This is a genomic window from Pseudomonas sp. MHK4 (assembly GCF_054600775.1).
Genome location: NZ_BAAIAK010000018.1, coordinates 21,505 through 44,545 on the forward strand (window position 1 = coordinate 21,505; position 23,041 = coordinate 44,545).

Here is a 23,041-nt window from a genome sequence, read left to right on the forward strand (position 1 = left end):
ATGTTTGAGCGTTTGCGTGAAGATATCCAGAGCGTATTCCATCGAGACCCGGCGGCGCGTAACGCTTTTGAAGTCCTGACCTGCTACCCCGGCATGCATGCCATCTGGATTCACCGTTTGTCGGCCATGCTGTGGCGCGCGGACCTGAAATGGCTGGCGCGGTTGGTGTCGAACTTCGGTCGCTGGTTGACCGGGATCGAGATTCATCCGGGGGCCAAGGTGGGTCGGCGTTTCTTCATTGACCATGGAATGGGCATCGTCATTGGTGAAACCGCCGAGATCGGCGATGACGTCACCATCTATCAGGGCGTGACCCTGGGTGGTACCAGCTGGAATAAAGGCAAGCGCCACCCGACGCTGGGTGATGGCGTGGTGGTCGGTGCCGGCGCCAAGGTGCTGGGTCCGTTCACTGTGGGGGCGGGCGCCAAGGTCGGCTCCAATGCCGTGGTGACCAAGGAAGTGCCGCCGGGCGCTACCGTGGTGGGGATTCCGGGGCGGATCATCGTCAAACCCGACCAGGAGCTGGACGCCAAGCGCAAGGCCATGGCCGAGAAAATCGGCTTCGATGCCTACGGCGTGACTGAAGACATGCCGGACCCGGTGGCGCGCGCCATCAACCAGCTGCTCGATCATCTGCAGGCGGTCGATGGGCGCCTGGAGGGGATGTGCGGGGCGTTGAAGGACCTGGGCAGTAATTACTGTGCGAAAGACCTGCCTGAGCTGCGCGAAGAAGACTTCGCCTGCGTAAAAGACAAAGATCAGAGTCAGGCCAGCTAGACCGCGTCGCCCTCTTCGCGAGCAGGCTGGCTCCCACAGGGAAATGCATTTCAAATGTGGGAGCCAGCCTGCTGGCGATGAACGATAACGCGCAATCGCTGGCTGTAACCACACAGCCTTTGCTATGATGCGCCCGCTCTTTTGCGGGTAAACCTGACTAAAGTACTAGGTCTTATAGTTGACTTAAATACTCGGGAATTGCATACTCGCCTCATTCCGAACTCCGTGGTAATTGTCCATGCGACTGACTACAAAAGGCCGATACGCCGTGACCGCCATGCTCGACCTGGCGTTGCACGCGCAGCACGGGCCCGTGTCCCTGGCCGATATCTCCGAGCGCCAAGGCATCTCCCTGTCCTACCTTGAGCAGCTGTTTGCCAAATTGCGCCGCAGCAATCTGGTGTCCAGCGTTCGCGGTCCGGGCGGCGGTTACCAGCTGTCTCGCGACATGCAAGGTATCCAGGTCGCCCAGGTGATCGATGCGGTGAACGAATCGGTCGATGCGACCAAATGCCAGGGCCAGGGTGATTGCCATCAAGGCGACACCTGCCTGACCCACCACTTGTGGTGCGATCTGAGCCTGCAGATTCACGAATTTCTGAGCGGTATCAGCTTGGCTGACCTTGTGACTCGCCGTGAGGTGCAAGAAGTAGCCCAGCGTCAGGATCAACGCCGTTGCAACAGCAAGGCGCCACGCCTGGACAAGATTGAAGCGTCCGCCGTCGAATGACAGCCAGAGAGCTAGCGGCACGCCAGCCAGCCTGATTTAGGAGATAGTCCATGAAATTGCCGATTTACCTTGATTACTCAGCGACTACCCCGGTTGATCCGCGTGTCGCGCAAAAGATGAGTGAATGCCTGCTGGTCGACGGAAACTTCGGTAACCCGGCGTCCCGTTCCCACGTGTTTGGCTGGAAAGCCGAAGAGTCCGTCGAAAACGCCCGTCGTCAGGTGGCCGACCTGGTCAACGCCGACCCGCGCGAAATCGTCTGGACCTCCGGTGCCACCGAATCCGACAACCTGGCAATCAAGGGTGCGGCACATTTCTATGCCACCAAAGGCAAGCACCTGATCACCACCAAGATCGAGCACAAGGCTGTCCTGGACACCATGCGCCAACTGGAGCGTGAAGGTTTCGAAGTCACCTACATCGAGCCTCGCACCGACGGCCTGGTCACTCCAGAGATGATCGAAGCCGAACTGCGCGACGACACCATCCTGGTGTCGGTGATGCACGTGAACAACGAAATCGGCACCGTCAACGACATCGCTGCGATCGGTGAACTGCTGCGTTCCAAGGGTATCCTGTTCCACGTCGACGCCGCTCAGTCCACCGGCAAGGTCGAAATCGACCTGCAGAAGCTGAAAGTCGACATGATGTCGTTCTCCGCCCACAAGACCTACGGTCCTAAAGGGATCGGCGCCCTGTACGTAAGCCGCAAGCCGCGCGTACGTATCGAAGCGACCATGCACGGCGGCGGTCACGAGCGCGGCATGCGTTCCGGCACCCTGGCGACCCACCAGATCGTCGGCATGGGCGAAGCGTTCCGTGTGGCCAAGGAAGACATGGCTGCCGAGAACGTGCGCATCAAGGCCTTGAGCGACCGTTTCTACAAACAGGTCGAGAACCTGGAAGAGCTGTACGTCAACGGCAGCCTGACTGCCCGCGTCCCGCACAACCTGAACCTGAGCTTCAACTACGTTGAAGGCGAGTCGCTGATCATGGCGCTCAAGGACCTGGCGGTTTCGTCCGGTTCGGCCTGCACCTCGGCGTCCCTTGAGCCTTCGTACGTACTGCGCGCCCTGGGCCGCAACGACGAACTGGCACACAGCTCGATCCGCTTCACCTTCGGCCGTTTCACCACCGAAGAAGAAATCGATTACGCCGCGCAGAAAGTTTGCGAGGCCGTTACCAAGCTGCGCGCTCTGTCGCCGCTGTGGGACATGTACAAAGACGGCGTCGATATCTCGAAGATCGAGTGGGCGGCACACTAAATATAGAAGCCGCCAGATACAGCTCCTGTAGCGACGCGGCGACTGACGCAGCGCAGCTACAGGGTCTCAAGAGCGGCCCTGATGAGTGAGGATTAGAATCATGGCTTACAGCGAAAAGGTCATCGACCACTACGAAAACCCGCGTAACGTCGGCAAGATGAATGCCGAAGACCCGGATGTTGGCACCGGCATGGTCGGCGCCCCGGCATGCGGCGACGTGATGCGCCTGCAGATCAAGGTCAACGAAGCCGGCATCATCGAAGATGCCAAGTTCAAGACCTACGGCTGCGGTTCGGCCATCGCTTCCAGCTCCCTCGCCACCGAGTGGATGAAGGGCAAGACCCTGGACGAAGCGGAAACCATCAAGAACACCCAGCTGGCTGAAGAGCTGGCCCTGCCGCCAGTGAAAATCCACTGCTCCGTGCTCGCCGAAGACGCCATCAAGGCCGCCGTTCGCGACTACAAGCAGAAGAAAGGCTTGATCTGACTTTCAGTTTTTGGCGACGAGTAAGGAGTCACCGATGGCTATCAGCATGACAGAAGCGGCTGCTCGACACGTGCGGCGCTCCCTCGACGGGCGCGGCAAGGGTGAAGGGATTCGCCTGGGTGTTCGCACCACAGGCTGTTCCGGCCTTGCCTACGTGCTGGAGTTTGTCGACGAGGTGGTTGCAGAGGACCAGGTGTTCGAGAGTCACGGCGAAAAAGTGATCATCGACCCCAAGAGCCTGGCCTACCTGGACGGCACCGAGCTCGATTTCGTCAAGGAAGGGTTGAACGAAGGCTTCAAGTTCAACAACCCCAACGTACGCGGTGAATGTGGCTGCGGCGAAAGCTTCAACATCTGAGGCTTGTCGTGGGTACTCCTTGTCATTTCGCTTTATTCGAGCTGCAACCGAGCTTCAATCTGGATCTCGACCAGCTGGCTACGCGCTACCGTGAGTTGGCGCGCAGTGTTCATCCGGACCGCTTTGCCGACGCTTCCGAGCGAGAGCAGCGGCTGGCGCTGGAGCAATCCGCGAGCCTCAACGAGGCCTACCAGACGCTCAAGAGTCCACCCAAGCGCGCGCGTTACCTGCTCGCCTTGAATGGTGGCGAGCTGCCGCTGGAGGTCACGGTGCATGATCCGGAGTTTTTGCTGCAACAGATGGAGTTGCGCGAAGAGCTCGAAGACCTGCAGGACAGCGCCGACCTCGATGGCGTTGCCGTCTTCAAGCGCCGCCTCAAGGCTGCCCAGGATGAACTGAACCAAAGCTTCGCAGCTTGCTGGAACGATGCCGCGCACCGCGAACAGGCCGAACGCCTGATGCGGCGCATGCAGTTCCTCGACAAGCTCACCTACGAAGTGCGCCAGCTGGAAGAGCGCCTCGACGATTAACCCAGTGCCGCTCCGGTCGCACGCCTGATATACAGATAAGTCCTGATAACGATGGCCCTACTGCAGATCGCCGAACCCGGCCAAAGTCCTCAACCGCACCAGCGTCGTCTGGCTGTGGGGATCGACTTGGGCACTACCAATTCGCTGGTCGCTGCATTGCGCAGTGGTCTTTCCGAGCCTCTGGCCGACGCGCAAGGGCAGGTTATCCTGCCGTCTGCCGTGCGTTACCACGCCGATCGCGTCGAAGTTGGCGAATCCGCCAAGCTGGCGGCCGCCACCGATCCCCTGAACACCGTGCTGTCGGTCAAGCGCTTGATGGGTCGTGGTCTGTCCGACGTCAAGCAGCTGGGTGACCAGCTGCCGTACCGCTTTGTCGGTGGCGAGTCGCACATGCCGTTCATCGAGACGATCCAGGGCCCGAAAAGCCCGGTTGAAGTGTCCGCCGATATCCTCAAGGTCCTGCGTCAGCGCGCTGAAGCGACGCTGGGTGGCGAGTTGGTAGGCGCGGTGATCACCGTTCCGGCCTATTTCGACGACGCTCAGCGCCAAGCCACCAAGGACGCGGCCAAGCTGGCCGGCCTCAACGTGCTGCGCCTGCTCAACGAGCCGACGGCAGCGGCGGTGGCCTACGGTCTGGACCAGCACGCCGAAGGCCTGGTCGCGATTTATGACCTGGGCGGTGGCACCTTCGATATTTCCATTCTGCGCCTGACCGGCGGTGTCTTCGAAGTGTTGGCTACGGGTGGCGACAGTGCCCTGGGCGGCGATGACTTCGACCATGCGATCGCTGGCTGGATCATCGAGAGCGCCGGCCTGTCCGCCGATCTCGACCCGGGCGCGCAGCGTCAACTGCTGCAAACCGCCTGCGCGGCTAAAGAAGCGCTGACCAATGCCCCGTCGGTGGAAGTGGTTCACGGCGACTGGAAAGCCGAGCTGACCCGCGCAGCCTTCGATGCGTTGATCGAGCCGATGGTCGCCCGCAGCCTGAAAGCCTGCCGCCGTGCAGTACGTGATTCCGGTGTTGAGCTGGAAGACGTGCATGCGGTGGTCATGGTTGGCGGTTCGACCCGCGTACCGCGCGTTCGCGAAGCGGTGGCTGAAGCCTTCGGTCGTCAGCCATTGACTGAAATCGACCCGGATCAAGTGGTGGCCATCGGTGCCGCGATCCAGGCCGATACCCTGGCCGGCAACAAGCGCGATGGCGATGAATTGCTGCTCTTGGACGTGATTCCATTGTCCCTGGGCCTGGAAACCATGGGCGGCCTGATGGAGAAGGTGATTCCTCGCAACACCACCATCCCCGTCGCTCGCGCCCAGGACTTCACTACTTACAAAGACGGCCAGTCGGCCATGGCGATCCACGTGTTGCAGGGCGAGCGCGAGCTGATCAGCGACTGCCGCTCCCTGGCGCGCTTCGAATTGCGCGGTATTCCGGCGATGGTCGCCGGTGCGGCGAAGATTCGCGTGACCTTCCAGGTCGATGCCGATGGTTTGCTCAGTGTTTCCGCCCGCGAGCTGGGTTCGGGTGTGGAAGCCAGCATCCAGGTCAAGCCATCCTACGGCCTGACCGACGGCGAAATCGCCAAGATGCTCAAGGATTCGTTCCAGCACGCCAACGACGACAAGGTTGCCCGCGTACTGCGTGAGCAGCAGGTCGACGCCCAGCGCCTGATCGAAGCGGTCCAGGCTGCACTTGAGGCCGACGGCGAGCGACTGCTCGACGCCGACGAGCGCCTGGTCATCGACCTGCAGGTGCAGGAGCTGGCCGAACTGATGAAAGGTACCGATGGTTTCGCCATCGAGCAGCAGACCAAGCGTCTGTCGCAAGTGACCGACGCCTTTGCTGCCCGCCGCCTGGACTCGACGGTGAAAGCCGCGCTGGCGGGGCGCAACCTGAATGAGATTGAGGAATAACGATGCCGCAGGTCATTTTTCTGCCACACGAAAAGTTTTGCCCGGAAGGCATGGTGGTGGAGGCTGAGACGGGTGTTTCCATCCTCGAACTGGCCCACGAACACCATATCGAGATGGAAAGTGCCTGCGGCGGCGTCTGCGCCTGCACCACGTGTCACTGCCTGATTCGCGAGGGTTTCGACTCGCTGGAAGAGGCTGACGAACTGGAAGAAGACTATCTGGATCGGGCCTGGGGGCTTGAGCCTGTGTCCCGCCTGGGCTGCCAGGCCAAGGTCGGCACCGAAGACCTGACCGTGGAAATTCCGAAGTACTCGCTCAACCACGCAGCTGAAGCACCGCACTGATTCAAGGAATTGTCATGAAACTCAAGTGGACTGATGTGCTGGAGATCGCGATCCAGCTGGCTGAAAGCAAGCCCGACGTGGACCCTATGTCGGTCAACTTCGTCGATCTGCGTAAATGGGTGATGGAATTGCCCGATTTCGACGACATGCCTGAACATTGTGGCGAAAAGATCCTGGAGGCCATTCAGGCCCACTGGATCGAAGAACGCGACTGAGCCACGCTGCAGGTTAGGCAATACCCAGGAACCCGCGTATAATTCGCGGGTTTAATTTTTCGCAAATTACCGTTTCTGGAGTTACACCATGGCTGTTCAACGTACTTTCTCCATCATCAAGCCTGACGCCGTTGCTAAAAACGTGATCGGCAAGATCACCACTCGCTTCGAAGACGCTGGCCTGCGCGTTGTAGCTTCGAAACTGAAGCAACTGTCCAAAGCCGAAGCCGAAGGCTTCTACGCTGAGCACAGCGAGCGCGGTTTCTTCGGCGACCTGGTTGCCTTCATGACCTCCGGTCCGGTTGTCGTTCAGGTTCTGGAAGGCGAAAACGCTATCGCTCGCAACCGTGAGCTGATGGGCGCTACCAACCCTAAAGAAGCAGCTGCCGGCACCATCCGTGCTGACTTCGCTGAATCGATCGACGCCAACGCCGTACACGGTTCGGACTCCGAAGCCGCTGCCGCTCGCGAAATCGCATACTTCTTCGCAGCTACTGAAGTAACCACTCGCTAAGCATTGGCTTAAGAGTGAAGGTGAATCCATGACTACATCGACTGTAAAAACCAACCTGCTGGGTCTGACTCAACAGGAAATGGAAAAATTCTTCGACTCAATCGGGGAGAAGCGTTTCCGTGCCGGTCAGGTAATGAAATGGATTCACCACTTTGGCGTCGATGATTTCGACGCCATGACGAACGTCAGCAAGGCCTTGCGCGAAAAGCTCAAGGCTGTTGCTGAGGTCCGTGGTCCGGAAGTGGTCAGCGAGGACATCTCCAGCGACGGCACCCGTAAATGGGTGGTGCGCGTGGCGTCCGGCAGCTGCGTCGAGACCGTGTACATTCCCCAGGGCAAACGCGGCACCTTGTGCGTTTCGTCCCAGGCAGGCTGTGCCCTGGACTGCAGTTTCTGCTCCACCGGCAAGCAAGGCTTCAACAGCAACCTCACCGCCGCCGAAGTCATTGGCCAGGTGTGGATTGCCAACAAATCCTTTGGCAGCGTCCCGGCAACCGTCGACCGTGCCATCACCAACGTGGTGATGATGGGCATGGGTGAGCCGCTGCTGAACTTCGACAACGTCGTCGCGGCCATGCACTTGATGATGGACGACCTGGGCTACGGCATTTCCAAGCGCCGCGTGACCCTGTCGACCTCCGGCGTGGTACCGATGATCGATGAGCTGTCCAAGCACATCGACGTCTCCCTGGCGTTGTCCCTGCACGCACCGAATGACGCATTGCGTAACCAATTGGTGCCGATCAACAAGAAGTATCCGCTTAAGATGCTCCTCGAGTCGTGCCAGCGCTACATGTCGAATCTCGGCGAAAAGCGCGTGCTGACCATCGAGTACACCTTGCTCAAAGACATCAACGACAAGGTCGAGCACGCGGTCGAGATGATCGAGTTGCTGAAAAACATCCCGTGCAAGATCAACCTGATCCCGTTTAACCCGTTCCCGCATTCCGGGTACGAGCGACCGAGCAACAACGCCATTCGCCGGTTCCAGGATCAGCTTCATCATGCCGGTTTCAACGTCACTGTCCGCACCACCCGTGGTGAAGACATCGATGCGGCCTGTGGTCAATTGGTAGGGCAGGTGCTGGATCGCACCCGTCGCAGCGAACGTTATATCGCCGTGCGTGAACTCAACGCCGACAACGATATGGCTTCGAACGCTGCGAAGTAATCAAGAGAGGATCTCCATGTCCCTGCGCTTTGCGCTGCTTTTGCTACTGGCCAGCCTCTGTGCTGGCTGTGTGCTTTCGGGCGACTACAACCCGATGAAGACCAGCAAAGGCCGTGACGAGGCGCGCGATGCCTACGTGCAACTGGGCATCGGGTATTTGCAACAGGGCATGACTGAACGCGCCAAGGTGCCCTTGAAGAAGGCGCTGGAGCTGGACGCCGCCGACCCGGACGCCAATGCGGCGCTGGGGTTGGTGTTCCAGGCCGAAATGGAGCCGGACCTGGCTGACCAGCATTTTCGCAAGGCGCTGTCTTCCCGCCCCGCCGATGCGCGAATCCTCAACAACTACGGCAGTTTTCTCTTCGAGCAGAAACGTTACAAGGAAGCCTACGAGCGCTTCGAACAGGCCGCCACCGATTCCCTGTATCCTGAGCGCTCCCGCGTGTTCGAGAACCTGGGCATGACGGCCTCGATGCTCGGCCAGCGCGAGTTGGCCCAGCAACAACTGGAAAAAGCCCTGCGCTTGAACCGACGACAGCCTCGGGCATTGCTGGAAATGGCTGAGTTGTCCTACGAAGACAGGCATTATGTGCCCGCGCGTGACTATTACGATCGTTTTAGCCTGCTTACCGAGCAAAATGCACGTAGTCTATTGCTCGGCATTCGCCTGGCCAAAGTGTTTGATGATCGCGACAAGGCCGCCAGTGCTGGCCTGCAATTAAAACGACTCTATCCCGGTACACCGGAATATCAGCAATACCTGTCGGAGCAATGATGAAAGCGGCGCATCCTGAAGTTGTAGCAGCGAATCGCGTTAACCCCGGTGAGACCTTGCGCCAGGCCCGCGAAAGCAATGGCTGGTCGCTGGCCGAAGTGGCCCTCAAGCTCAACCTTACCGTCAGCTCCCTGAGTAATCTGGAAGCCGGTGCTTTCGACAAGCTGCCGGGGCATACCTTTGCCCGCGGCTATATTCGCGCCTATGCCAAGTTGCTCGGCATGGACCAGGCCGTTCTGGTCCAGCAGTTCGACCAATCCACCGGTACCGATTCCAAGGGCAGCAATGTGCACAGCCTGGGCCGTATCGAAGAGCCCGTGCGTGTGTCCCATACCATCCTGCGCATTGTCAGCCTGTTGTTGCTGGTGGCCGTGGTGGGTGGCGGTTTTGTCTGGTGGCAGGACCAGACCTCGCAGCGCACCAAGGACCTGGTCAGCCTGAGCCCGGAACACGTTGAAGTCGAAGGCGCCGACGGCACCACCCAGATTCATCCGCTGGACGAGCCGGAAGACCAGGCTGTCGCAGAAGATCAGGCGGAAAACGCCACGGCCCTGGTATTGCCACAGGCTGAGACCTCGACCCCTGCATCGGCTGAAACGCCAGCGCCTGTTACGCCAGCTGCCGCTCCGATCGTCGCCACACCTGCAACGCCAGCCCCGGCGGTACCTGCGGCTGCGGCGCCGGTGGTGACTGCACCGGTTGCTCCAGCAGTGCCAGCGCCAACCGCTGCCGCTCCAGCTCCAGCAGCGCCTGCGGTTGCAGGTCAGGGCCAGGTGCAATTGCAGTTCACCGCCGATTGCTGGACCCAGGTGACCGACGGCGCCGGCAAGGTGCTGTTGAGCGGTCTAAAGCGTAAAGGCGATAGCGTATCCCTCAGTGGCAAGCCACCGTTTTCCGTACGCCTGGGTTATGCCCGTGGCGCGCAGGTCAGCTACAACGGCCAGGCGGTCAATGTCGCTCCGTTCACCAGTGGCGAGACTGCTCGCCTGAAGTTGGGTCAATAAGTCATGCACGGCGAATCTCCAATCAAACGTCGCGAATCGCGCAAGATCTGGGTCGGTAACGTTCCTGTTGGCGGCGATGCGCCCATCGCTGTGCAAAGCATGACCAACAGCGACACCAACGACGTCGCTGCGACCGTTGCGCAAATCAACCGCCTGGAAGCCGCGGGCGTCGATATCGTGCGGGTGTCCGTGCCGGACATGGACGCCGCCGAGGCTTTCGGCAAGATCAAGCAACTGGTCAAGGTACCGTTGGTTGCCGACATTCACTTCGACTACCGCATCGCGTTGCGCGTGGCCGAACTGGGCGTCGACTGCCTGCGGATCAACCCGGGCAACATCGGTCGTGAAGACCGCGTGCGCGCGGTGGTCGATGCCGCCCGCGATCGCGGCATTCCGATCCGTATCGGCGTCAACGCCGGCTCCCTGGAAAAAGACCTGCAGAAGAAATACGGCGAGCCGACCCCGGCCGCGCTGGTCGAATCAGCGTTGCGCCACGTCGAGCACCTTGAACGCCTGAACTTCCAGGATTTCAAGGTCAGTGTGAAGGCCTCCGACGTGTTCATGGCCGTCGAAGCCTACCGCTTGCTGGCCAAGGAAATCGTCCAGCCGCTGCACCTGGGGATTACCGAAGCCGGTGGTTTGCGTTCAGGCACAGTGAAATCTGCCGTGGGCCTCGGTATGCTGCTCGCCGAAGGGATCGGCGATACCATTCGCATCTCGTTGGCGGCTGACCCGGTCGAGGAAGTGAAAGTCGGCTACGACATTCTCAAGTCCCTGCACCTGCGTTCCCGTGGCATCAACTTCATCGCCTGCCCGAGTTGCTCGCGGCAGAACTTCGATGTGGTGAAAACCATGAATGAGCTGGAAGGGCGCCTCGAAGACCTGCTGGTGCCGCTGGATGTTGCGGTCATCGGTTGTGTGGTCAACGGGCCGGGCGAAGCCAAGGAAGCCCATATCGGCTTGACCGGCGGCACGCCAAACCTGATTTACATCGACGGCAAGCCGTCGCAGAAACTGACGAATGACAATCTGGTGGATGAGCTTGAACGCTTGATCCGCCAGAAAGCGGCCGAGAAGGTCGAAGCTGACGCAGCGGTTATCGCGCGCGGCTGAGCCCGATTGAAGAGCCGAATGAATTTAAGGATTTAATGTGAGCAAGTCTCTGCAAGCCATTCGTGGCATGAACGATATCCTGCCCGAACAGACCCCCCTGTGGCGTCATTTCGAAGGCACCGTTTCGCGTTTGCTGGATAACTACGGTTACAAGCAGATCCGCATGCCGATCGTCGAGTTCACCGAGCTGTTCAAGCGCTCCATCGGTGAAGTGACCGACATCGTCGAAAAAGAGATGTACACCTTCGACGACCGCAACGGCGACTCCCTGACCCTGCGTCCTGAAGGTACGGCAGCCTGCGTGCGTGCGGTGCTCGAACACGGCATCACCGGCGGTGGCCAGGTACAGAAACTCTGGTACATCGGCCCGATGTTCCGTCACGAGCGTCCGCAGAAAGGCCGTTATCGCCAGTTCCACCAGATCGGTGTCGAGGTGTTCAACCTCGACGGTCCGGACATCGACGCCGAGCTGATCGTGCTGACCTGGCGCCTGTGGGGCGAGCTGGGCATTCGCGATGCGGTCAAGCTCGAACTCAACAGCCTGGGCACCAGCGAATCCCGTGGTCGCTACCGTGAAGCGCTGGTCGAGTACCTCTCGGCGCATCTGGACAAGCTCGACGAAGACAGCCAGCGCCGCCTGAAAACCAACCCGCTGCGGGTTCTTGACACCAAGAACGCCGACACTCAAGCGGTACTGGTCGATGCGCCGAAAATGGCCGACTACCTCGACGAAGAATCCCGCGTGCACTTCGAGGGCCTCAAGGCTCGCCTGGACGCCGCCGGCATTCCTTATGTGATCAACCCGAAGCTGGTTCGCGGGCTGGATTACTACAGCAAGACTGTTTTCGAGTGGGTTACCGACAAACTTGGCGCCCAGGGCACCGTGTGTGCCGGTGGTCGTTACGACGGGCTGGTCGAGCAGATGGGCGGCAAGCCTACTGCGGGCGTCGGTTTCGCCATGGGCATCGAGCGTCTGGTGCTGCTGCTGGAAACCCTGGAGCAGATCCCTGAAGAGATCTCCCGTCAGGTCGACGTCTACCTCTGCGCCTTCGGTGAAGCCGCCGAGCTGGCCGGCCTGACCCTGGCCGAGCGCGTGCGCGACCAGTTGCCCAACCTGCGCCTGCAAGTCAATGCCGGTGCCGGCAGCTTCAAGAGCCAGTTCAAGAAAGCCGACAAGAGCGGTGCGCTGTTCGCACTGATCCTCGGTGACGACGAGATGGCCCAGCAAGTGGTAGGTTTCAAACCCCTGCGTGGCCAGGGCGAACAACAAAGCATTGCCTGGGACGCGCTTGCCGCTCACCTGGCCACCTGCGTCGTGCAGGGTTGAAGCTGTCTAAACAGCCGAATTAGCGATTAAGGAGTATTGGGGTGTCGAGTACCGAAGACGAACAGCTGGCGGATTTTAAGGAATGGTGGTCACGCAACGGCAAGCCCCTGGTTACCGGCGGCCTGTTGGCGCTGGTCATCGTGTTCGGTTGGCAGGCGTTCCAGAAGTATCAGAGCAACCAGTCGCAAGGCGCCTCGATGCTCTATCAGCAATTGCTCGAAACCACGCTGACCCCTGACGGCAAGCCCGATGCGGCGCGTGTTTCGGACCTGGCTGGCAAGCTCAACAGCGAGTTCGCCGGCAGCGCCTATGCGCAATACGGCAGTCTGTTCGTGGCGAAAGTCGCGGTCGACAGCGGCAAGCTCGATGACGCAGCCACCGAGCTGAAAGCCATCGTCGCCAAGCCAGCCAACCCGGCACTGGGCGAAATCGCCCGTCAGCGCCTGGCACAGGTATTGGCTGCACAGGACAAGGCCGATGAAGCCCTGAAACTGCTGGAAGGCGATGCCGACAAGGCCTTCCTGGCCACTCGCGAAGAACTCAAGGGCGACCTGCTGGTACAGCTGGGTCGTCCCGACGAAGCACACGCGGCGTATCAAAAAGCCAAGGCGGCACTGTCGGACGAAGCGGCGGTCGGTGGCCTGCAAATCAAGCTGGACGACCTGGCCAAAGGGGATGCGTGACGTGATTCGTTGGAAGCATGCAGCATTGCTGGCCCTGGCCATTTTGGCCGCGGGTTGCAGCAGCAACAGCAAGAAAGAATTGCCACCGGCCGAGTTGACCGACTTCAAGGAAGAAGTGGTCCTGCAAAAGCAGTGGAGTCGTTCGATCGGTGACGGTCAGGGCGAAACCTACAACATGCTGGTTCCGGCCATCGAAGGCGATACCATCTATGCCGCCGATGTCACCGGTGTAGTGATGGCGCTGGATCGCAGCAACGGCGACGTCAAGTGGAAGAAAGATCTCGAACTGCCTGTTTCCGGCGCCGTTGGCGTGGGTTACGGTCTGCTGACGGTTGGTACGCTCAAGGGTGAAATCGTTGCCCTGGACGCCATCAACGGCGAAGAGAAATGGCGCGCTCGCGTGTCCAGCGAAGTCCTCGCGCCGCCGGCCAACAATGGCGATGTGGTCGTGGTCCAGACCCAGGACGACCGTTTGATCGGTCTGGATGCCGCCACCGGCAACCAGCGCTGGTTGTATGACAGCACCCCGGCGGTGCTGACCCTGCGCGGTACCAGTGCACCGATCGTGACCAACCGCCTCGCCGTGGCTGGTTTTTCGACCGGTAAAGTGGTCGCTCTCGACATTTCCAACGGCGTGCCGGTGTGGGAACAGCGTGTAGCGATCCCGCAAGGTCGTTCGGAACTGGAACGCGTGGTCGACATCGACGGCGGCTTGCTGTTGTCCGGCGAGACGATCTACGTCGCCAGCTACCAGGGTCGCGTTGCGGCACTGGACCTGCAAAGCGGCCGTCAGCTGTGGCAGCGTGATGCTTCCAGCTACGCGGGTGTCGCCCAGGGTTTTGGCAGCGTCTACGTGAGTCTGTCTTCGGGCACCGTTGAAGGCGTCGACGAGCGTTCCACCACAGCCTTGTGGAGCAACGATTCGCTGGCCCGCCGCCAACTGTCGGCTCCGGAAGTGTTCTCCAGCTACGTTGCAGTGGGTGACCTGGAAGGTTACCTGCACCTGTTGAGTCAGGTGGACGGTCGATTCGTCGGCCGTGAGCGCATCGACAGCGACGGCCTGCGCGCGCGTCCGCTGGTGGTGGGTGACACGATTTATGTGTATGGCAACAGTGGCAAGCTGGAAGCCCTGACCATCAAGTAACGACTATGCTTGGGTTTTAACTGTAGGAGCGAGCTTGCTCGCGATGGGCGCCAACGAAAGCGGTGGCTTCCTGGATAAACGCGGTGTCCATGCGTTTTTCGCGAGCAGGGCTCGCTCCTACAGGTACGTGCCCTGGGATGGTCCCGAGCACCAGCCGCTGCCTCGCAGCGGCTTTTGTATTTTCTGAAATAACGAAGTGGAGAGCCGCATGGTTCCCGTAATCGCCCTGGTGGGCCGACCGAACGTCGGCAAGTCCACCTTGTTCAACCGCCTGACCAGGACTCGCGACGCCATCGTCGGCGACTTGTCCGGTCTGACCCGTGATCGCCAATACGGTGAGGCCAAGTGGCAAGGGCGTTCCTACATTCTGGTCGACACCGGCGGTATCTCCGGTGACGAGCATGGTATGGACGAAAAAATGGCCGAGCAGTCGCTGCTGGCCATTGAAGAAGCAGATGTTGTTCTATTCCTGGTAGATGCCAAGGCCGGTTTCACCGCCGCCGACCAGATGATCGCCGAGCATTTGCGCAAACGTAACAAGCGTTCCTACGTGGTTGCCAACAAGGTCGACAACATCGACCCTGACATGGCCCGCGCCGAATTCGCCCCGTTGGGCATGGGCCACGCGATCCCGATCGCCGGTGCTCATGGCCGTGGCATCACCCAGATGCTGGAAATCGCCCTGAGCGAGTTCCCGAAAGACGAAGAAGAGCCGGAAGAAGGCGAGGAAGAAATCGTTGCCGAAGGCGAGGAAGCCAAGCGCATTCCTGGCCCGAGCGAAAAAGACGGGATCAAGATCGCCATCATCGGCCGTCCGAACGTCGGCAAGTCGACCCTGGTCAACCGCATGCTCGGTGAAGACCGGGTCATCGTCTACGACCAACCCGGCACCACCCGCGACAGCATCTACATCCCGTTCGAGCGTAACGACGAGAAGTACACGCTGATCGACACCGCCGGCGTGCGCAAGCGCGGCAAGATCCACGAAGAAGTTGAAAAGTTCTCCGTGGTCAAGACGCTGCAAGCGATCAAAGACGCCAACGTGGTGATCTTCGTGATGGACGCCCGCGAAGGCGTGGTGGATCACGACCTCAACCTGTTGGGCTTCGCCATTGAATCGGGTCGTGCGCTGGTGATCGCGATCAACAAGTGGGACGGCATGACGCCGAGCGAGCGCGACTTCGTGAAGGTCGAGCTGCAACGTCGGCTGTTCTTCGTTGACTACGCCGACATCCACTTCATCTCGGCACTGCACGGCACTGGCGTGGGCAACCTGTACGCCTCCGTACAGAACTCGTTCAAGTCGGCTGTTACTCGCTGGCCAACCAACCGCCTGACCCAGATCCTGGAAGATGCGGTGGGCGAGCACGCGCCGCCGATGGTCAACAACCGTCGGATCAAGCTGCGTTACGCTCACCTGGGTGGTGCGAACCCGCCGATCATCGTGATCCACGGTAACCAGATCGAGAAAGTGCCGAAGTCGTACGTGCGCTATCTGGAGAACACTTACCGCCGCGTGCTGAAGCTGGTCGGTACGCCGATCCGCATCGAGTTCAAGGGCGGCGAGAACCCGTACGAAGGCAACAAGAACTCGCTGACAGACCGCCAGGTCAACAAGAAGCGTCGCTTGATGTCGCACCACAAGAAGGCCGACAAGAAGCGCCGCGACAAGCGTTGATTCAGGTTTTACCTGTGAGATTGAAAGGGCGCCGATGGCGCCCTTTTTCATGCCTGTCGTTTGGGCTATTCTCGGGCTCTCCCGCGCCGTCGTCTGAGCCGGGTGTAGAGCAGGGTTCCTCGATGATCACCAGTAAGCTGCCGAATGTCGGCATCACCATCTTCACTCAGATGTCTCAGCTCGCGGCGCAAACCGGGGCGCTCAACCTGTCCCAGGGCTTTCCCGATTTCGCTGCCCCGCAGGCCCTGTGCGATGCGGTCGGCCGGCATATCGCCAGCGGCCATAATCAATATTCGCCAATGACCGGGCTGCCGGTGTTGCGCCAGCAAATTTCGGTGAAGATCGCCCGCAGCTATGGCGTGCAAGTGGATGTGGATACCGAAGTGACGGTCACCCCTGGCGCGACCGAAGCGATTTTCTGTGCCATTCAGGCGGTTATCCACAGCGGCGACGAAGTCATCGTGTTCGACCCGGCATACGACAGTTACGAGCCCTCGGTAGAGCTGGCCGGCGGTCGTTGCGTGCATGTGCAACTGGGTCTGGACGATTTCAGTATCGACTTCGATAAGCTTGCCCAGGCACTGAGCCCGCGCACGCGGATGATTATTCTCAACAGCCCGCACAACCCCAGTGGTGCGCTGATCAGCCGTGCCGAACTCGACCAGTTGGCGGCCTTGATCCGTGATCGCGACATCTATCTGATCAGCGACGAGGTCTATGAGCACCTGGTGTATGACGGCGTGCCCCACGTCAGCGTGCTGGCCCATGAAGAGCTGTATCAGCGTGCATTCGTCGTCAGTTCGTTCGGCAAGACCTACCACGTTACAGGCTGGAAAACCGGCTATGTAGTCGCGCCACCGGCCCTGACGGCGGAATTGCGCAAGGTGCACCAGTACGTCAATTTCTGCGGCGTGACACCGCTGCAATATGCCTTGGCCGACTTCATGGCCGAACACCCGGAACACGTCGAGAAATTGCCGGCGTTCTACCAGGCCAAGCGCGATCTGTTCTGCGATCTGCTGGCGCCTTCGCGTTTCAGCTTCACCCGGGCGACCGGCACCTATTTCCAGCTGGTCGATTATTCGCAGATCCGTCCGGACCTCAACGATGTCGAGATGGCCCTGTGGATGACTCGCGAACATGGCGTGGCCAGTATCCCGATCTCTGTGTTCTACCAGACACCGCCAGAAGGCCAGCGCCTGGTGCGCCTGTGTTTTGCCAAACGAGAGGAGACCCTGCGTGAAGCAGCGGAAAAACTATGCGTGATCTGAGTGCGCTGCCGAACCTGACCGTTGCATTGATCCAGACCACCCTGGCCTGGCACGACCGCCAGGCCAACCTCGAGCATTTCGAGCCATTGCTTGAGCAGGCCCGCGGTGCTGACCTGATCATTCTGCCGGAGATGTTCACCACCGGTTTCTCCATGGAGTCCGAGACCCTTGCCGAGACGGAAAACGGCCCCACCAGCAAATGGCTGCGGGCACAGGCGGCCAAACTCGACGCGGTGATCACCGGTAGCGTGATCGTTCAGGCTGCTGACGGCAGCCACCGCAACCGCCTGTTGTGGGCACGGCCGGATGGCGAAGTGTGGCACTACGACAAACGCCACCTGTTCCGCATGGCCGGTGAACATAACCACTACACCCCCGGCGAACGCCAGGTGCAGTTCGAGCTCAAGGGCTGGCGAGTACGGCCGCTGATTTGCTACGACCTGCGCTTCCCGGTGTGGAGTCGCGATGCCCAGGACACCGACCTGTTGCTGTACACCGCCAACTGGCCGGGCGCCCGCCGCCAGCACTGGAACCGCTTGCTGCCGGCGCGGGCGATCGAGAACCTGTGTTATGTGGCGGCGGTCAATCGCATTGGCTCCGACGGCAAAGGTTTTGCTTATACCGGTGATAGCCAGGTGCTGGATTTCCAGGGGGAGACGTTGCTCAGCGCAGGGGAGGCGGATGGCGTGTTCAAAGTGGTACTGGAAGCTGCGCCACTGGCTGCTTACCGTGAACGCTTCCCGGCGAATCTGGATGCAGACACGTTCGAGTTCACCTGATATTCGCGGCGCCTGACAGGACCTCATCGCCAGCAGGCTGGATCCCACATGGGAAAGGCGATCTCCCGTGGGAGCCAGCCTGCTGGCGATGGGGCCAGAACAGGCAGCACAAGACCAGCAGGCAAAAAAAGGCCCCGGAGGTTTCACTCCGGGGCCTTTTGTATTTCAGCGAAGGCTGATTACGCCGCTTTCGCTTCCGGCTGGCTCAACGAGCGGTTCAGCGCGCTGAACAGGGCCTTGAAGCTGGCGGTGGTGATGTTTTCATCGATGCCCACACCGTGTACCGCACGTTCGCCGTTCACGCGCAGCTCGATGTAGGCAGCCGCCTTGGCATTGGTGCCCGCGCCGATGGCGTGTTCGTTGTAGTCCATGATTTCCACTGGGATCGGCAGGCCGGCCACCAGCGCTTCCAGGGCGCCGTTGCCCTTGCCGCGCCAGTGCAGGTTGGTTTCGCCCTGGCCTTTGCTGGCCACTTCCACTTCGACGGCGCTGTTGCCGTTTTCTTCCTGCAGGCGATGGCTGACCAGCGCGTACGGGGTGTTGGCTTGCAGGTACTCGCTGATCAACAGCGAGTGGATCTGCTTGGCGGTCATTTCCAGGCCCAGGCGATCGGTTTCACGCTGCACGACCTGGCTGAACTCGATCTGCATGCGACGCGGCAGGCTGATGCCGTACTCCTGTTCCAACAAGTAGGCGATACCGCCCTTGCCCGACTGGCTGTTGACGCGGATGACCGCCTCGTAGCTGCGGCCGATGTCGGCCGGGTCGATCGGCAGGTATGGCACTTCCCACAATGCATCGGATTTCTGCTGGGCAAAGCCCTTGCGGATCGCATCCTGGTGCGAGCCGGAGAACGCGGTGTGTACCAGGTCGCCGACGTACGGGTGACGCGGGTGCACCTGGATCTGGTTGCACTCTTCGACGACTTTGCGCACGCCGTCGATGTCGGAGAAGTCCAGCTGCGGATCGAGACCCTGGGTGTACATGTTCAGGGCCACGGTCACCAGGTCGACGTTACCGGTACGCTCGCCGTTGCCGAACAGGCAGCCTTCGACACGGTCGGCGCCGGCCATCAGGCCCAGTTCGGTGGCGGCAACGCCAGTACCACGGTCGTTGTGGGTGTGCAGGCTGATGATCACGCTGTCACGACGATTGATGTGACGGCCGAACCATTCGATCTGGTCGGCATAGATGTTCGGGGTCGCGCATTCGACGGTGGCCGGCAGGTTGAGGATCATCTTGTGCTCGGGCGTCGGGTTCCAGACCTCGATCACTGCGTCGCAGACTTCCTTGGCGAATTCCAGTTCTGTGGCGCTGAAGGTTTCCGGCGAGTACTCGAAGGTCCACTCCGTGTCCGGCTGCATGGCCGCGTACTTGACGAACAGCTTGGCCGCGCTGACGGCGATTTCCTTGATCCCGTCCTTGTCCTGGTTGAAGACAATGCGGCGGAAGGAAGGGGAGGTCGCGTTGTACAGGTGAACGATGGCTTTCTTCGCCCCGCGCAGGGATTCGAAAGTACGCTCGATCAGGTCTTCACGGCCCTGGGTCAACACCTGGATGGTGGTGTCGTCCGGGATGTGGCCGCCTTCGATTAGGGTGCGCACGAAGTCGAAGTCGGTTTGCGAGGCGGCCGGGAACGACGCTTCGATTTCTTTAACGCCGACCTGCACCAGGGTTTTCCAGAAGCGCAGCTTCTTGACGGCGTCCATCGGTTCGATCAGCGACTGGTTACCGTCACGCAGGTCGGAACTGCACCAGATCGGCGCGGCGGTGATGGTCTTCGACGGCCAGGTGCGGTCCGGGATATCGATGGTCGGGAACGCGCGGTATTTCGAAGACGGGTCTTTGAGCATGCTCATCGGGAAATCCTTATTGTGTGGGCCGAAAAAAGGCGGCCTGCCGGTGGATCAATATGTTCTTGGAGTAACGCTGGGATGAGGTGCCGCGATTCAGCCCGGCAGTCGTGCACTGACAAGGCACAAACTGCGGTGCTGACGAAGCTGAATGAGGGTGTGAGAGGTTTTCATGCCTTCAACCCTAACCGCGGGGGGGAAGGATGGCAAGCGGTCGAAAAAAATTGAGAGGAATCCTCTTCAGCGCAACTGTAACGAGATTTTATTGCGGGAAACTCCGGTGATCATCAGGTTGCTTGCGCAAGGCTTGAGCGATGCGCAATCGAAGGATTGAGCGCCGGTTGTTGGCGGCGGGGCTATTCTTAAAGCCTCGACTGGCAAACAGGAGTCGGTGATGAACGAGTACGATTGGAAGCTGTATGGCGTATTGCGACCGGTGGCCCATGAGCGGATGTGCACCCGGATCATGTCCGACGTCGAAAAGATCGTGCTGGACAAGAGCGTTGCTCCCTATGAGCGGATCGATGCAAGCGAGGAATTGCTCAAGGCTGGGCAAAAAGAACTGTATTGGGCGTTTGGCGTGTTCAGGTTTTCACGTCATGAAGCGCGGTCGCATTTGCTGGGGCTGTGTGCGCGGGAGTTGATCACGGCCGAGGAGCTGAGCGGTTTTTCGCCGGAAACCCAGGAGTGGGTCAAGCACTGCCTGGCGGACCGGGAGGCCCATGGGATTGAGGATCTGGATGCGGAATAAATGGTCGCCTGTGATGCCGCCATCGCGAGCAAGCTCGCTCCCACAGTGGATCGGGTGAGCACAGATATTGTGTACGCCGTATATACCCTGTGGGAGCCAGCCTGCTGGCGAAGAGGCCATCAGCCTCACCCAATAACTAAGGCTGAAACGCCCCAATGAAAATCGCCGGATCCACCCGTGCATCATTCAAGCTGACATTCCAATGCATATGCGGCCCTGTCGCCCGGCCGGTCGCTCCGACTTTACCCACCACGCCACCGCGAGCCAGTTGCTGGCCAACCTTCACGTCAATCTTCGACATGTGGCAGAACATGCTGATGAAACCCTGGCCATGGTCGACAAACACCGTGTTGCCATTGAAGAAATAGTTGCCGATCAGGATCACCTTGCCCGCGGCCGGGGTCTTGATCGGCGTACCGGCTGGCACGGCGAAATCCAGGCCCGAGTGAGGATTGCGCTCTTCATCGTTGAAGAACCGGCGCACGCCGAACTTGCTCGACAGCGGGCCGTTGACCGGTTTGTCCAGCAGCAGGTTGCTCGGTGTGTTCGGGCTGAACGTGCGGTAGGCGGCGATCTGCTCCGCCAGTTCTCGCTCGATGCGCTTGAGATTGTCCGGGTCAGGATTGACCTGCTGAGTGTTTTTCAGGGTGATGCGCTGTTCCGGGTACTTCTTGTTGCCGACAGTGAAGCCCAGGCTGCGCCCGCCGCTGCTGATGGACTGTGCGCCCGGCTTGACGGTCAGCGGCACGCCGACGATGGCCAGCCAATTGTTCTGTTCCTTGATCACCAGCACCGGCTTGCCCTGGTAGCTGGCTTTCGGCGCTTGCGCGGCACTGCCCAGGTCGACTACCGCCACGCCGCCCGGCACCGGTTTGTTCAGCAGGCGGGTGATGTAGCTGTCGGCGTGGGCGTTGAAGGTCAGGCACAGCAACAGCAGTGGAGCTAGAAAGCGGGGCATGGATCAATCCAGTAAAGAAAGGGTGACGGGCGTCAGGTGATTGTCTTCGACCCGCACGTGCAGTTCGCCTTCACCCAATTTGGCCTTGAGGCGCTGGCCCGTGTGGGTCTGTTCGGCGCTGCGGATCGCCTGGCCACGCTCGTCGAGCAAGATGCTGTAGCCACGGCCGAGGGTTGCCAGGGGGCTGACCACGTGCAGCGTCTGCATCTGGCTCTGCAGTTGCAGGCGACGGCTTTTCAGGCCCTCGCGGATGGCGCGGGGCAGGCGTTCGGCGAGGCTGTCGAGACGTTGGCGCAACATCGCCAATTGCCGGCCAGGATGTTGCCCGGCCAGGCGGGTTTCCAGGCGGATGAGCCGTTCGCGACGAGTGTTGAGGCTACGCTCGAAGGCGCGGCGCATGCGCATGTCCAGGTCATCCAGGCGTTGCGCTTGCTGGCGCAGGCGTTCGCCGGGGTGGCGCAGGCGGCGAGAGATGCCTTCCAGGCGCAGCCGGTCGCGCATCAGGCGATCGCGCATGCGCATCACCAGGCGGCGATGCAGGCTTTCGACGCGGCGCACGAGGTCGCTGGAATCCGGAGCGAGCAATTCGGCGGCGGCCGATGGCGTGGGCGCGCGAACGTCAGCGACGAAGTCACTGATGGAGACGTCGGTTTCGTGGCCGACGGCGCTGACGATCGGCGTCACGCAGGCATCTACCGCGCGGGCCACGGCTTCTTCGTTGAAGCACCAGAGGTCTTCCAGCGAACCGCCGCCCCGGGCCAGGATCAACGCGTCGAAGCCGCGGGCATCCGCCAGTTTCAGGGCGCGAACAATCTGCGCGGTGGCTTCACGGCCCTGCACGGCGGTGGGGATCAGAGTCAGTTGCACCTGCGGCGCGCGACGGCGGAACACGCTGATGATGTCGCGGATGACCGCGCCGGTGGGCGAGCTGACGATGCCGATGCGCTGTGGATGCGCCGGTAGCGGCACTTTGCGCTCGGCGCTGAACAGGCCTTCGGCGCTGAGTTTTTCCTTCAAGGCGTCGAACGCCAGGCGCAACGCGCCATCACCGGCCGGCTCCACGGTATCGAGGATCAGCTGGTAATCGCCGCGTCCCTCGAACAACGAGACCTTGCCCCGTACCTTGACCGCCAGGCCATCCTTCAAGGCTTGGCGCACCCGCGCGGCGTTTTGCCGGAAGAGTGCGCAACGCACTTGGGCACCGCTGTCCTTGAGGGTGAAATACACATGGCCCGACGCCGGGCGGGCGAGGTTGGAGATTTCGCCTTCGACCCAGATGTTGCTGAATACGTCTTCAAGCAACACCCGCGCGCGGCCGTTGAGCTGGCTGACGGTGAGGACTTCGCGGTCCAGGCCGAGTCTTGCAAAGGGATCTTTAATCATGGGGCGCATGATAAAGG

Annotated in this window: 24 protein-coding genes; 21 read left to right on the plus strand and 3 right to left on the minus strand. The window is 60.6% G+C overall.

The annotated features are described in order from the left end of the window. The 20 genes from cysE to ACYP2Q_RS29040 all read left to right on the plus strand — a co-directional run bounded on the left by cysE (nt 1) and on the right by ACYP2Q_RS29040 (nt 18,079). Nucleotides 1-777 carry a serine O-acetyltransferase gene (cysE, locus tag ACYP2Q_RS28945; RefSeq protein WP_046820397.1) on the plus strand — a complete coding sequence of 259 codons (777 nt, stop codon included), beginning with the start codon at nt 1-3 and terminating at the stop codon, nt 775-777. Between the two features lie 238 nt (nt 778-1,015). Then, complete coding sequence (gene iscR, locus ACYP2Q_RS28950) at nt 1,016-1,507, plus strand: Fe-S cluster assembly transcriptional regulator IscR (RefSeq protein ID WP_007903581.1); 492 nt, start codon at nt 1,016-1,018, stop codon at nt 1,505-1,507. A gap of 50 nt (nt 1,508-1,557) precedes the next feature. After that, the gene (locus tag ACYP2Q_RS28955) at nt 1,558-2,772 is read left to right on the plus strand and encodes an IscS subfamily cysteine desulfurase (RefSeq protein ID WP_459733594.1); all 1,215 of its coding nucleotides are present in this window, start codon (nt 1,558-1,560) and stop codon (nt 2,770-2,772) included. A gap of 100 nt (nt 2,773-2,872) precedes the next feature. Further along, complete coding sequence (gene iscU, locus ACYP2Q_RS28960; protein ID WP_046820395.1) at nt 2,873-3,259, plus strand: Fe-S cluster assembly scaffold IscU; 387 nt, start codon at nt 2,873-2,875, stop codon at nt 3,257-3,259. Between the two features lie 34 nt (nt 3,260-3,293). Next, nucleotides 3,294-3,617 (plus strand): iron-sulfur cluster assembly protein IscA, encoded by a 324-nt coding sequence (gene iscA, locus ACYP2Q_RS28965; RefSeq protein WP_003227904.1) that lies wholly within the window; start codon nt 3,294-3,296, stop codon nt 3,615-3,617. 8 nt (nt 3,618-3,625) lie between these two features. After that, nucleotides 3,626-4,147: a co-chaperone HscB gene (gene hscB / locus ACYP2Q_RS28970; protein ID WP_046820394.1), complete on the plus strand. Its 522-nt coding sequence runs from the start codon at nt 3,626-3,628 to the stop codon at nt 4,145-4,147. A gap of 51 nt (nt 4,148-4,198) precedes the next feature. Next, a complete protein-coding gene (gene hscA, locus ACYP2Q_RS28975) occupies nt 4,199-6,061 on the plus strand; it encodes a Fe-S protein assembly chaperone HscA (protein WP_459733595.1) in 1,863 nt (620 codons plus the stop codon). Nucleotides 6,062-6,063: 2 nt separating this feature from the next. Further along, nucleotides 6,064-6,405, plus strand: a complete 342-nt coding sequence (fdx, locus tag ACYP2Q_RS28980; protein ID WP_459733596.1) for an ISC system 2Fe-2S type ferredoxin — start codon at nt 6,064-6,066, stop codon at nt 6,403-6,405. Between the two features lie 14 nt (nt 6,406-6,419). Further along, complete coding sequence (gene iscX / locus ACYP2Q_RS28985) at nt 6,420-6,620, plus strand: Fe-S cluster assembly protein IscX (protein ID WP_007973999.1); 201 nt, start codon at nt 6,420-6,422, stop codon at nt 6,618-6,620. 88 nt (nt 6,621-6,708) lie between these two features. Beyond that, nucleotides 6,709-7,134, plus strand: coding sequence for a nucleoside-diphosphate kinase (gene ndk, locus ACYP2Q_RS28990; protein ID WP_024014216.1), 426 nt, complete (start codon nt 6,709-6,711; stop codon nt 7,132-7,134). Nucleotides 7,135-7,162: 28 nt separating this feature from the next. Next, entirely contained in the window at nt 7,163-8,305 is a 1,143-nt protein-coding gene (rlmN, locus tag ACYP2Q_RS28995) for a dual-specificity RNA methyltransferase RlmN (RefSeq protein ID WP_459733597.1), read from the plus strand. Between the two features lie 16 nt (nt 8,306-8,321). Next, the gene (gene pilW / locus ACYP2Q_RS29000) at nt 8,322-9,080 is read left to right on the plus strand and encodes a type IV pilus biogenesis/stability protein PilW (protein ID WP_459733598.1); all 759 of its coding nucleotides are present in this window, start codon (nt 8,322-8,324) and stop codon (nt 9,078-9,080) included. Then, nucleotides 9,080-10,084: a RodZ domain-containing protein gene (locus ACYP2Q_RS29005; RefSeq protein WP_459733600.1), complete on the plus strand. Its 1,005-nt coding sequence runs from the start codon at nt 9,080-9,082 to the stop codon at nt 10,082-10,084. Before pilW ends, ACYP2Q_RS29005 begins: the two co-directional genes overlap by 1 nt. A 3-nt stretch (nt 10,085-10,087) precedes the next feature. Then, nucleotides 10,088-11,197, plus strand: coding sequence for a flavodoxin-dependent (E)-4-hydroxy-3-methylbut-2-enyl-diphosphate synthase (ispG, locus tag ACYP2Q_RS29010; protein WP_003185136.1), 1,110 nt, complete (start codon nt 10,088-10,090; stop codon nt 11,195-11,197). Nucleotides 11,198-11,234: 37 nt separating this feature from the next. After that, entirely contained in the window at nt 11,235-12,524 is a 1,290-nt protein-coding gene (hisS, locus tag ACYP2Q_RS29015) for a histidine--tRNA ligase (protein WP_459733601.1), read from the plus strand. 41 nt (nt 12,525-12,565) lie between these two features. Further along, nucleotides 12,566-13,207, plus strand: coding sequence for a tetratricopeptide repeat protein (locus ACYP2Q_RS29020; protein WP_459733602.1), 642 nt, complete (start codon nt 12,566-12,568; stop codon nt 13,205-13,207). After that, entirely contained in the window at nt 13,200-14,351 is a 1,152-nt protein-coding gene (gene bamB, locus ACYP2Q_RS29025) for an outer membrane protein assembly factor BamB (RefSeq protein ID WP_459733603.1), read from the plus strand. Before ACYP2Q_RS29020 ends, bamB begins: the two co-directional genes overlap by 8 nt. 208 nt (nt 14,352-14,559) lie before the next feature. Continuing rightward, the gene (gene der / locus ACYP2Q_RS29030; RefSeq protein WP_274077259.1) at nt 14,560-16,029 is read left to right on the plus strand and encodes a ribosome biogenesis GTPase Der; all 1,470 of its coding nucleotides are present in this window, start codon (nt 14,560-14,562) and stop codon (nt 16,027-16,029) included. A 122-nt stretch (nt 16,030-16,151) separates the two neighbouring features. Next, nucleotides 16,152-17,300, plus strand: a complete 1,149-nt coding sequence (locus tag ACYP2Q_RS29035; RefSeq protein ID WP_459733604.1) for a pyridoxal phosphate-dependent aminotransferase — start codon at nt 16,152-16,154, stop codon at nt 17,298-17,300. Further along, on the plus strand, nt 17,288-18,079 hold the full coding sequence (locus tag ACYP2Q_RS29040) for an amidohydrolase (protein ID WP_459733606.1): 792 nt from the start codon (nt 17,288-17,290) through the stop codon (nt 18,077-18,079). The genes ACYP2Q_RS29035 and ACYP2Q_RS29040 overlap by 13 nt, the downstream gene beginning before the upstream one ends. A gap of 179 nt (nt 18,080-18,258) precedes the next feature. On the opposite strand, the gene leuA is transcribed toward ACYP2Q_RS29040, so the two are convergent. Then, a complete protein-coding gene (gene leuA, locus ACYP2Q_RS29045) occupies nt 18,259-19,938 on the minus strand; it encodes a 2-isopropylmalate synthase (RefSeq protein WP_274077256.1) in 1,680 nt (559 codons plus the stop codon). Between the two features lie 388 nt (nt 19,939-20,326). On the opposite strand from leuA, the gene ACYP2Q_RS29050 reads away from it, so the two are divergent. Then, nucleotides 20,327-20,683, plus strand: a complete 357-nt coding sequence (locus ACYP2Q_RS29050) for a hypothetical protein (protein ID WP_459733607.1) — start codon at nt 20,327-20,329, stop codon at nt 20,681-20,683. Between the two features lie 136 nt (nt 20,684-20,819). On the opposite strand, the gene ACYP2Q_RS29055 is transcribed toward ACYP2Q_RS29050, so the two are convergent. Next, nucleotides 20,820-21,641 carry a peptidoglycan DD-metalloendopeptidase family protein gene (locus tag ACYP2Q_RS29055; protein ID WP_459733608.1) on the minus strand — a complete coding sequence of 274 codons (822 nt, stop codon included), beginning with the start codon at nt 21,639-21,641 and terminating at the stop codon, nt 20,820-20,822. Between the two features lie 3 nt (nt 21,642-21,644). After that, nucleotides 21,645-23,024 (minus strand): exodeoxyribonuclease VII large subunit, encoded by a 1,380-nt coding sequence (gene xseA, locus ACYP2Q_RS29060; RefSeq protein ID WP_459733652.1) that lies wholly within the window; start codon nt 23,022-23,024, stop codon nt 21,645-21,647. Between the last annotated feature and the right edge of the window lie 17 nt (nt 23,025-23,041).

Bases quoted from the DNA above. Each gene is read 5' to 3' on its own strand.
- cysE (WP_046820397.1), top strand. From the start codon at position 1: ATGTTTGAGCGTTTGCGTGAAGATATCCAGAGCGTATTCCATCGAGAC.
- iscR (WP_007903581.1), top strand. From the start codon at position 1,016: ATGCGACTGACTACAAAAGGCCGATACGCCGTGACCGCCATGCTCGAC.
- ACYP2Q_RS28955 (WP_459733594.1), top strand. From the start codon at position 1,558: ATGAAATTGCCGATTTACCTTGATTACTCAGCGACTACCCCGGTTGAT.
- iscU (WP_046820395.1), top strand. From the start codon at position 2,873: ATGGCTTACAGCGAAAAGGTCATCGACCACTACGAAAACCCGCGTAAC.
- iscA (WP_003227904.1), top strand. From the start codon at position 3,294: ATGGCTATCAGCATGACAGAAGCGGCTGCTCGACACGTGCGGCGCTCC.
- hscA (WP_459733595.1), top strand. From the start codon at position 4,199: ATGGCCCTACTGCAGATCGCCGAACCCGGCCAAAGTCCTCAACCGCAC.
- fdx (WP_459733596.1), top strand. From the start codon at position 6,064: ATGCCGCAGGTCATTTTTCTGCCACACGAAAAGTTTTGCCCGGAAGGC.
- iscX (WP_007973999.1), top strand. From the start codon at position 6,420: ATGAAACTCAAGTGGACTGATGTGCTGGAGATCGCGATCCAGCTGGCT.
- ndk (WP_024014216.1), top strand. From the start codon at position 6,709: ATGGCTGTTCAACGTACTTTCTCCATCATCAAGCCTGACGCCGTTGCT.
- rlmN (WP_459733597.1), top strand. From the start codon at position 7,163: ATGACTACATCGACTGTAAAAACCAACCTGCTGGGTCTGACTCAACAG.
- pilW (WP_459733598.1), top strand. From the start codon at position 8,322: ATGTCCCTGCGCTTTGCGCTGCTTTTGCTACTGGCCAGCCTCTGTGCT.
- ACYP2Q_RS29005 (WP_459733600.1), top strand. From the start codon at position 9,080: ATGAAAGCGGCGCATCCTGAAGTTGTAGCAGCGAATCGCGTTAACCCC.
- ispG (WP_003185136.1), top strand. From the start codon at position 10,088: ATGCACGGCGAATCTCCAATCAAACGTCGCGAATCGCGCAAGATCTGG.
- bamB (WP_459733603.1), top strand. From the start codon at position 13,200: ATGCGTGACGTGATTCGTTGGAAGCATGCAGCATTGCTGGCCCTGGCC.
- der (WP_274077259.1), top strand. From the start codon at position 14,560: ATGGTTCCCGTAATCGCCCTGGTGGGCCGACCGAACGTCGGCAAGTCC.
- ACYP2Q_RS29035 (WP_459733604.1), top strand. From the start codon at position 16,152: ATGATCACCAGTAAGCTGCCGAATGTCGGCATCACCATCTTCACTCAG.
- ACYP2Q_RS29040 (WP_459733606.1), top strand. From the start codon at position 17,288: ATGCGTGATCTGAGTGCGCTGCCGAACCTGACCGTTGCATTGATCCAG.
- leuA (WP_274077256.1), bottom strand. From the start codon at position 19,938: ATGAGCATGCTCAAAGACCCGTCTTCGAAATACCGCGCGTTCCCGACC.
- ACYP2Q_RS29050 (WP_459733607.1), top strand. From the start codon at position 20,327: ATGAACGAGTACGATTGGAAGCTGTATGGCGTATTGCGACCGGTGGCC.
- ACYP2Q_RS29055 (WP_459733608.1), bottom strand. From the start codon at position 21,641: ATGCCCCGCTTTCTAGCTCCACTGCTGTTGCTGTGCCTGACCTTCAAC.
- xseA (WP_459733652.1), bottom strand. From the start codon at position 23,024: ATGATTAAAGATCCCTTTGCAAGACTCGGCCTGGACCGCGAAGTCCTC.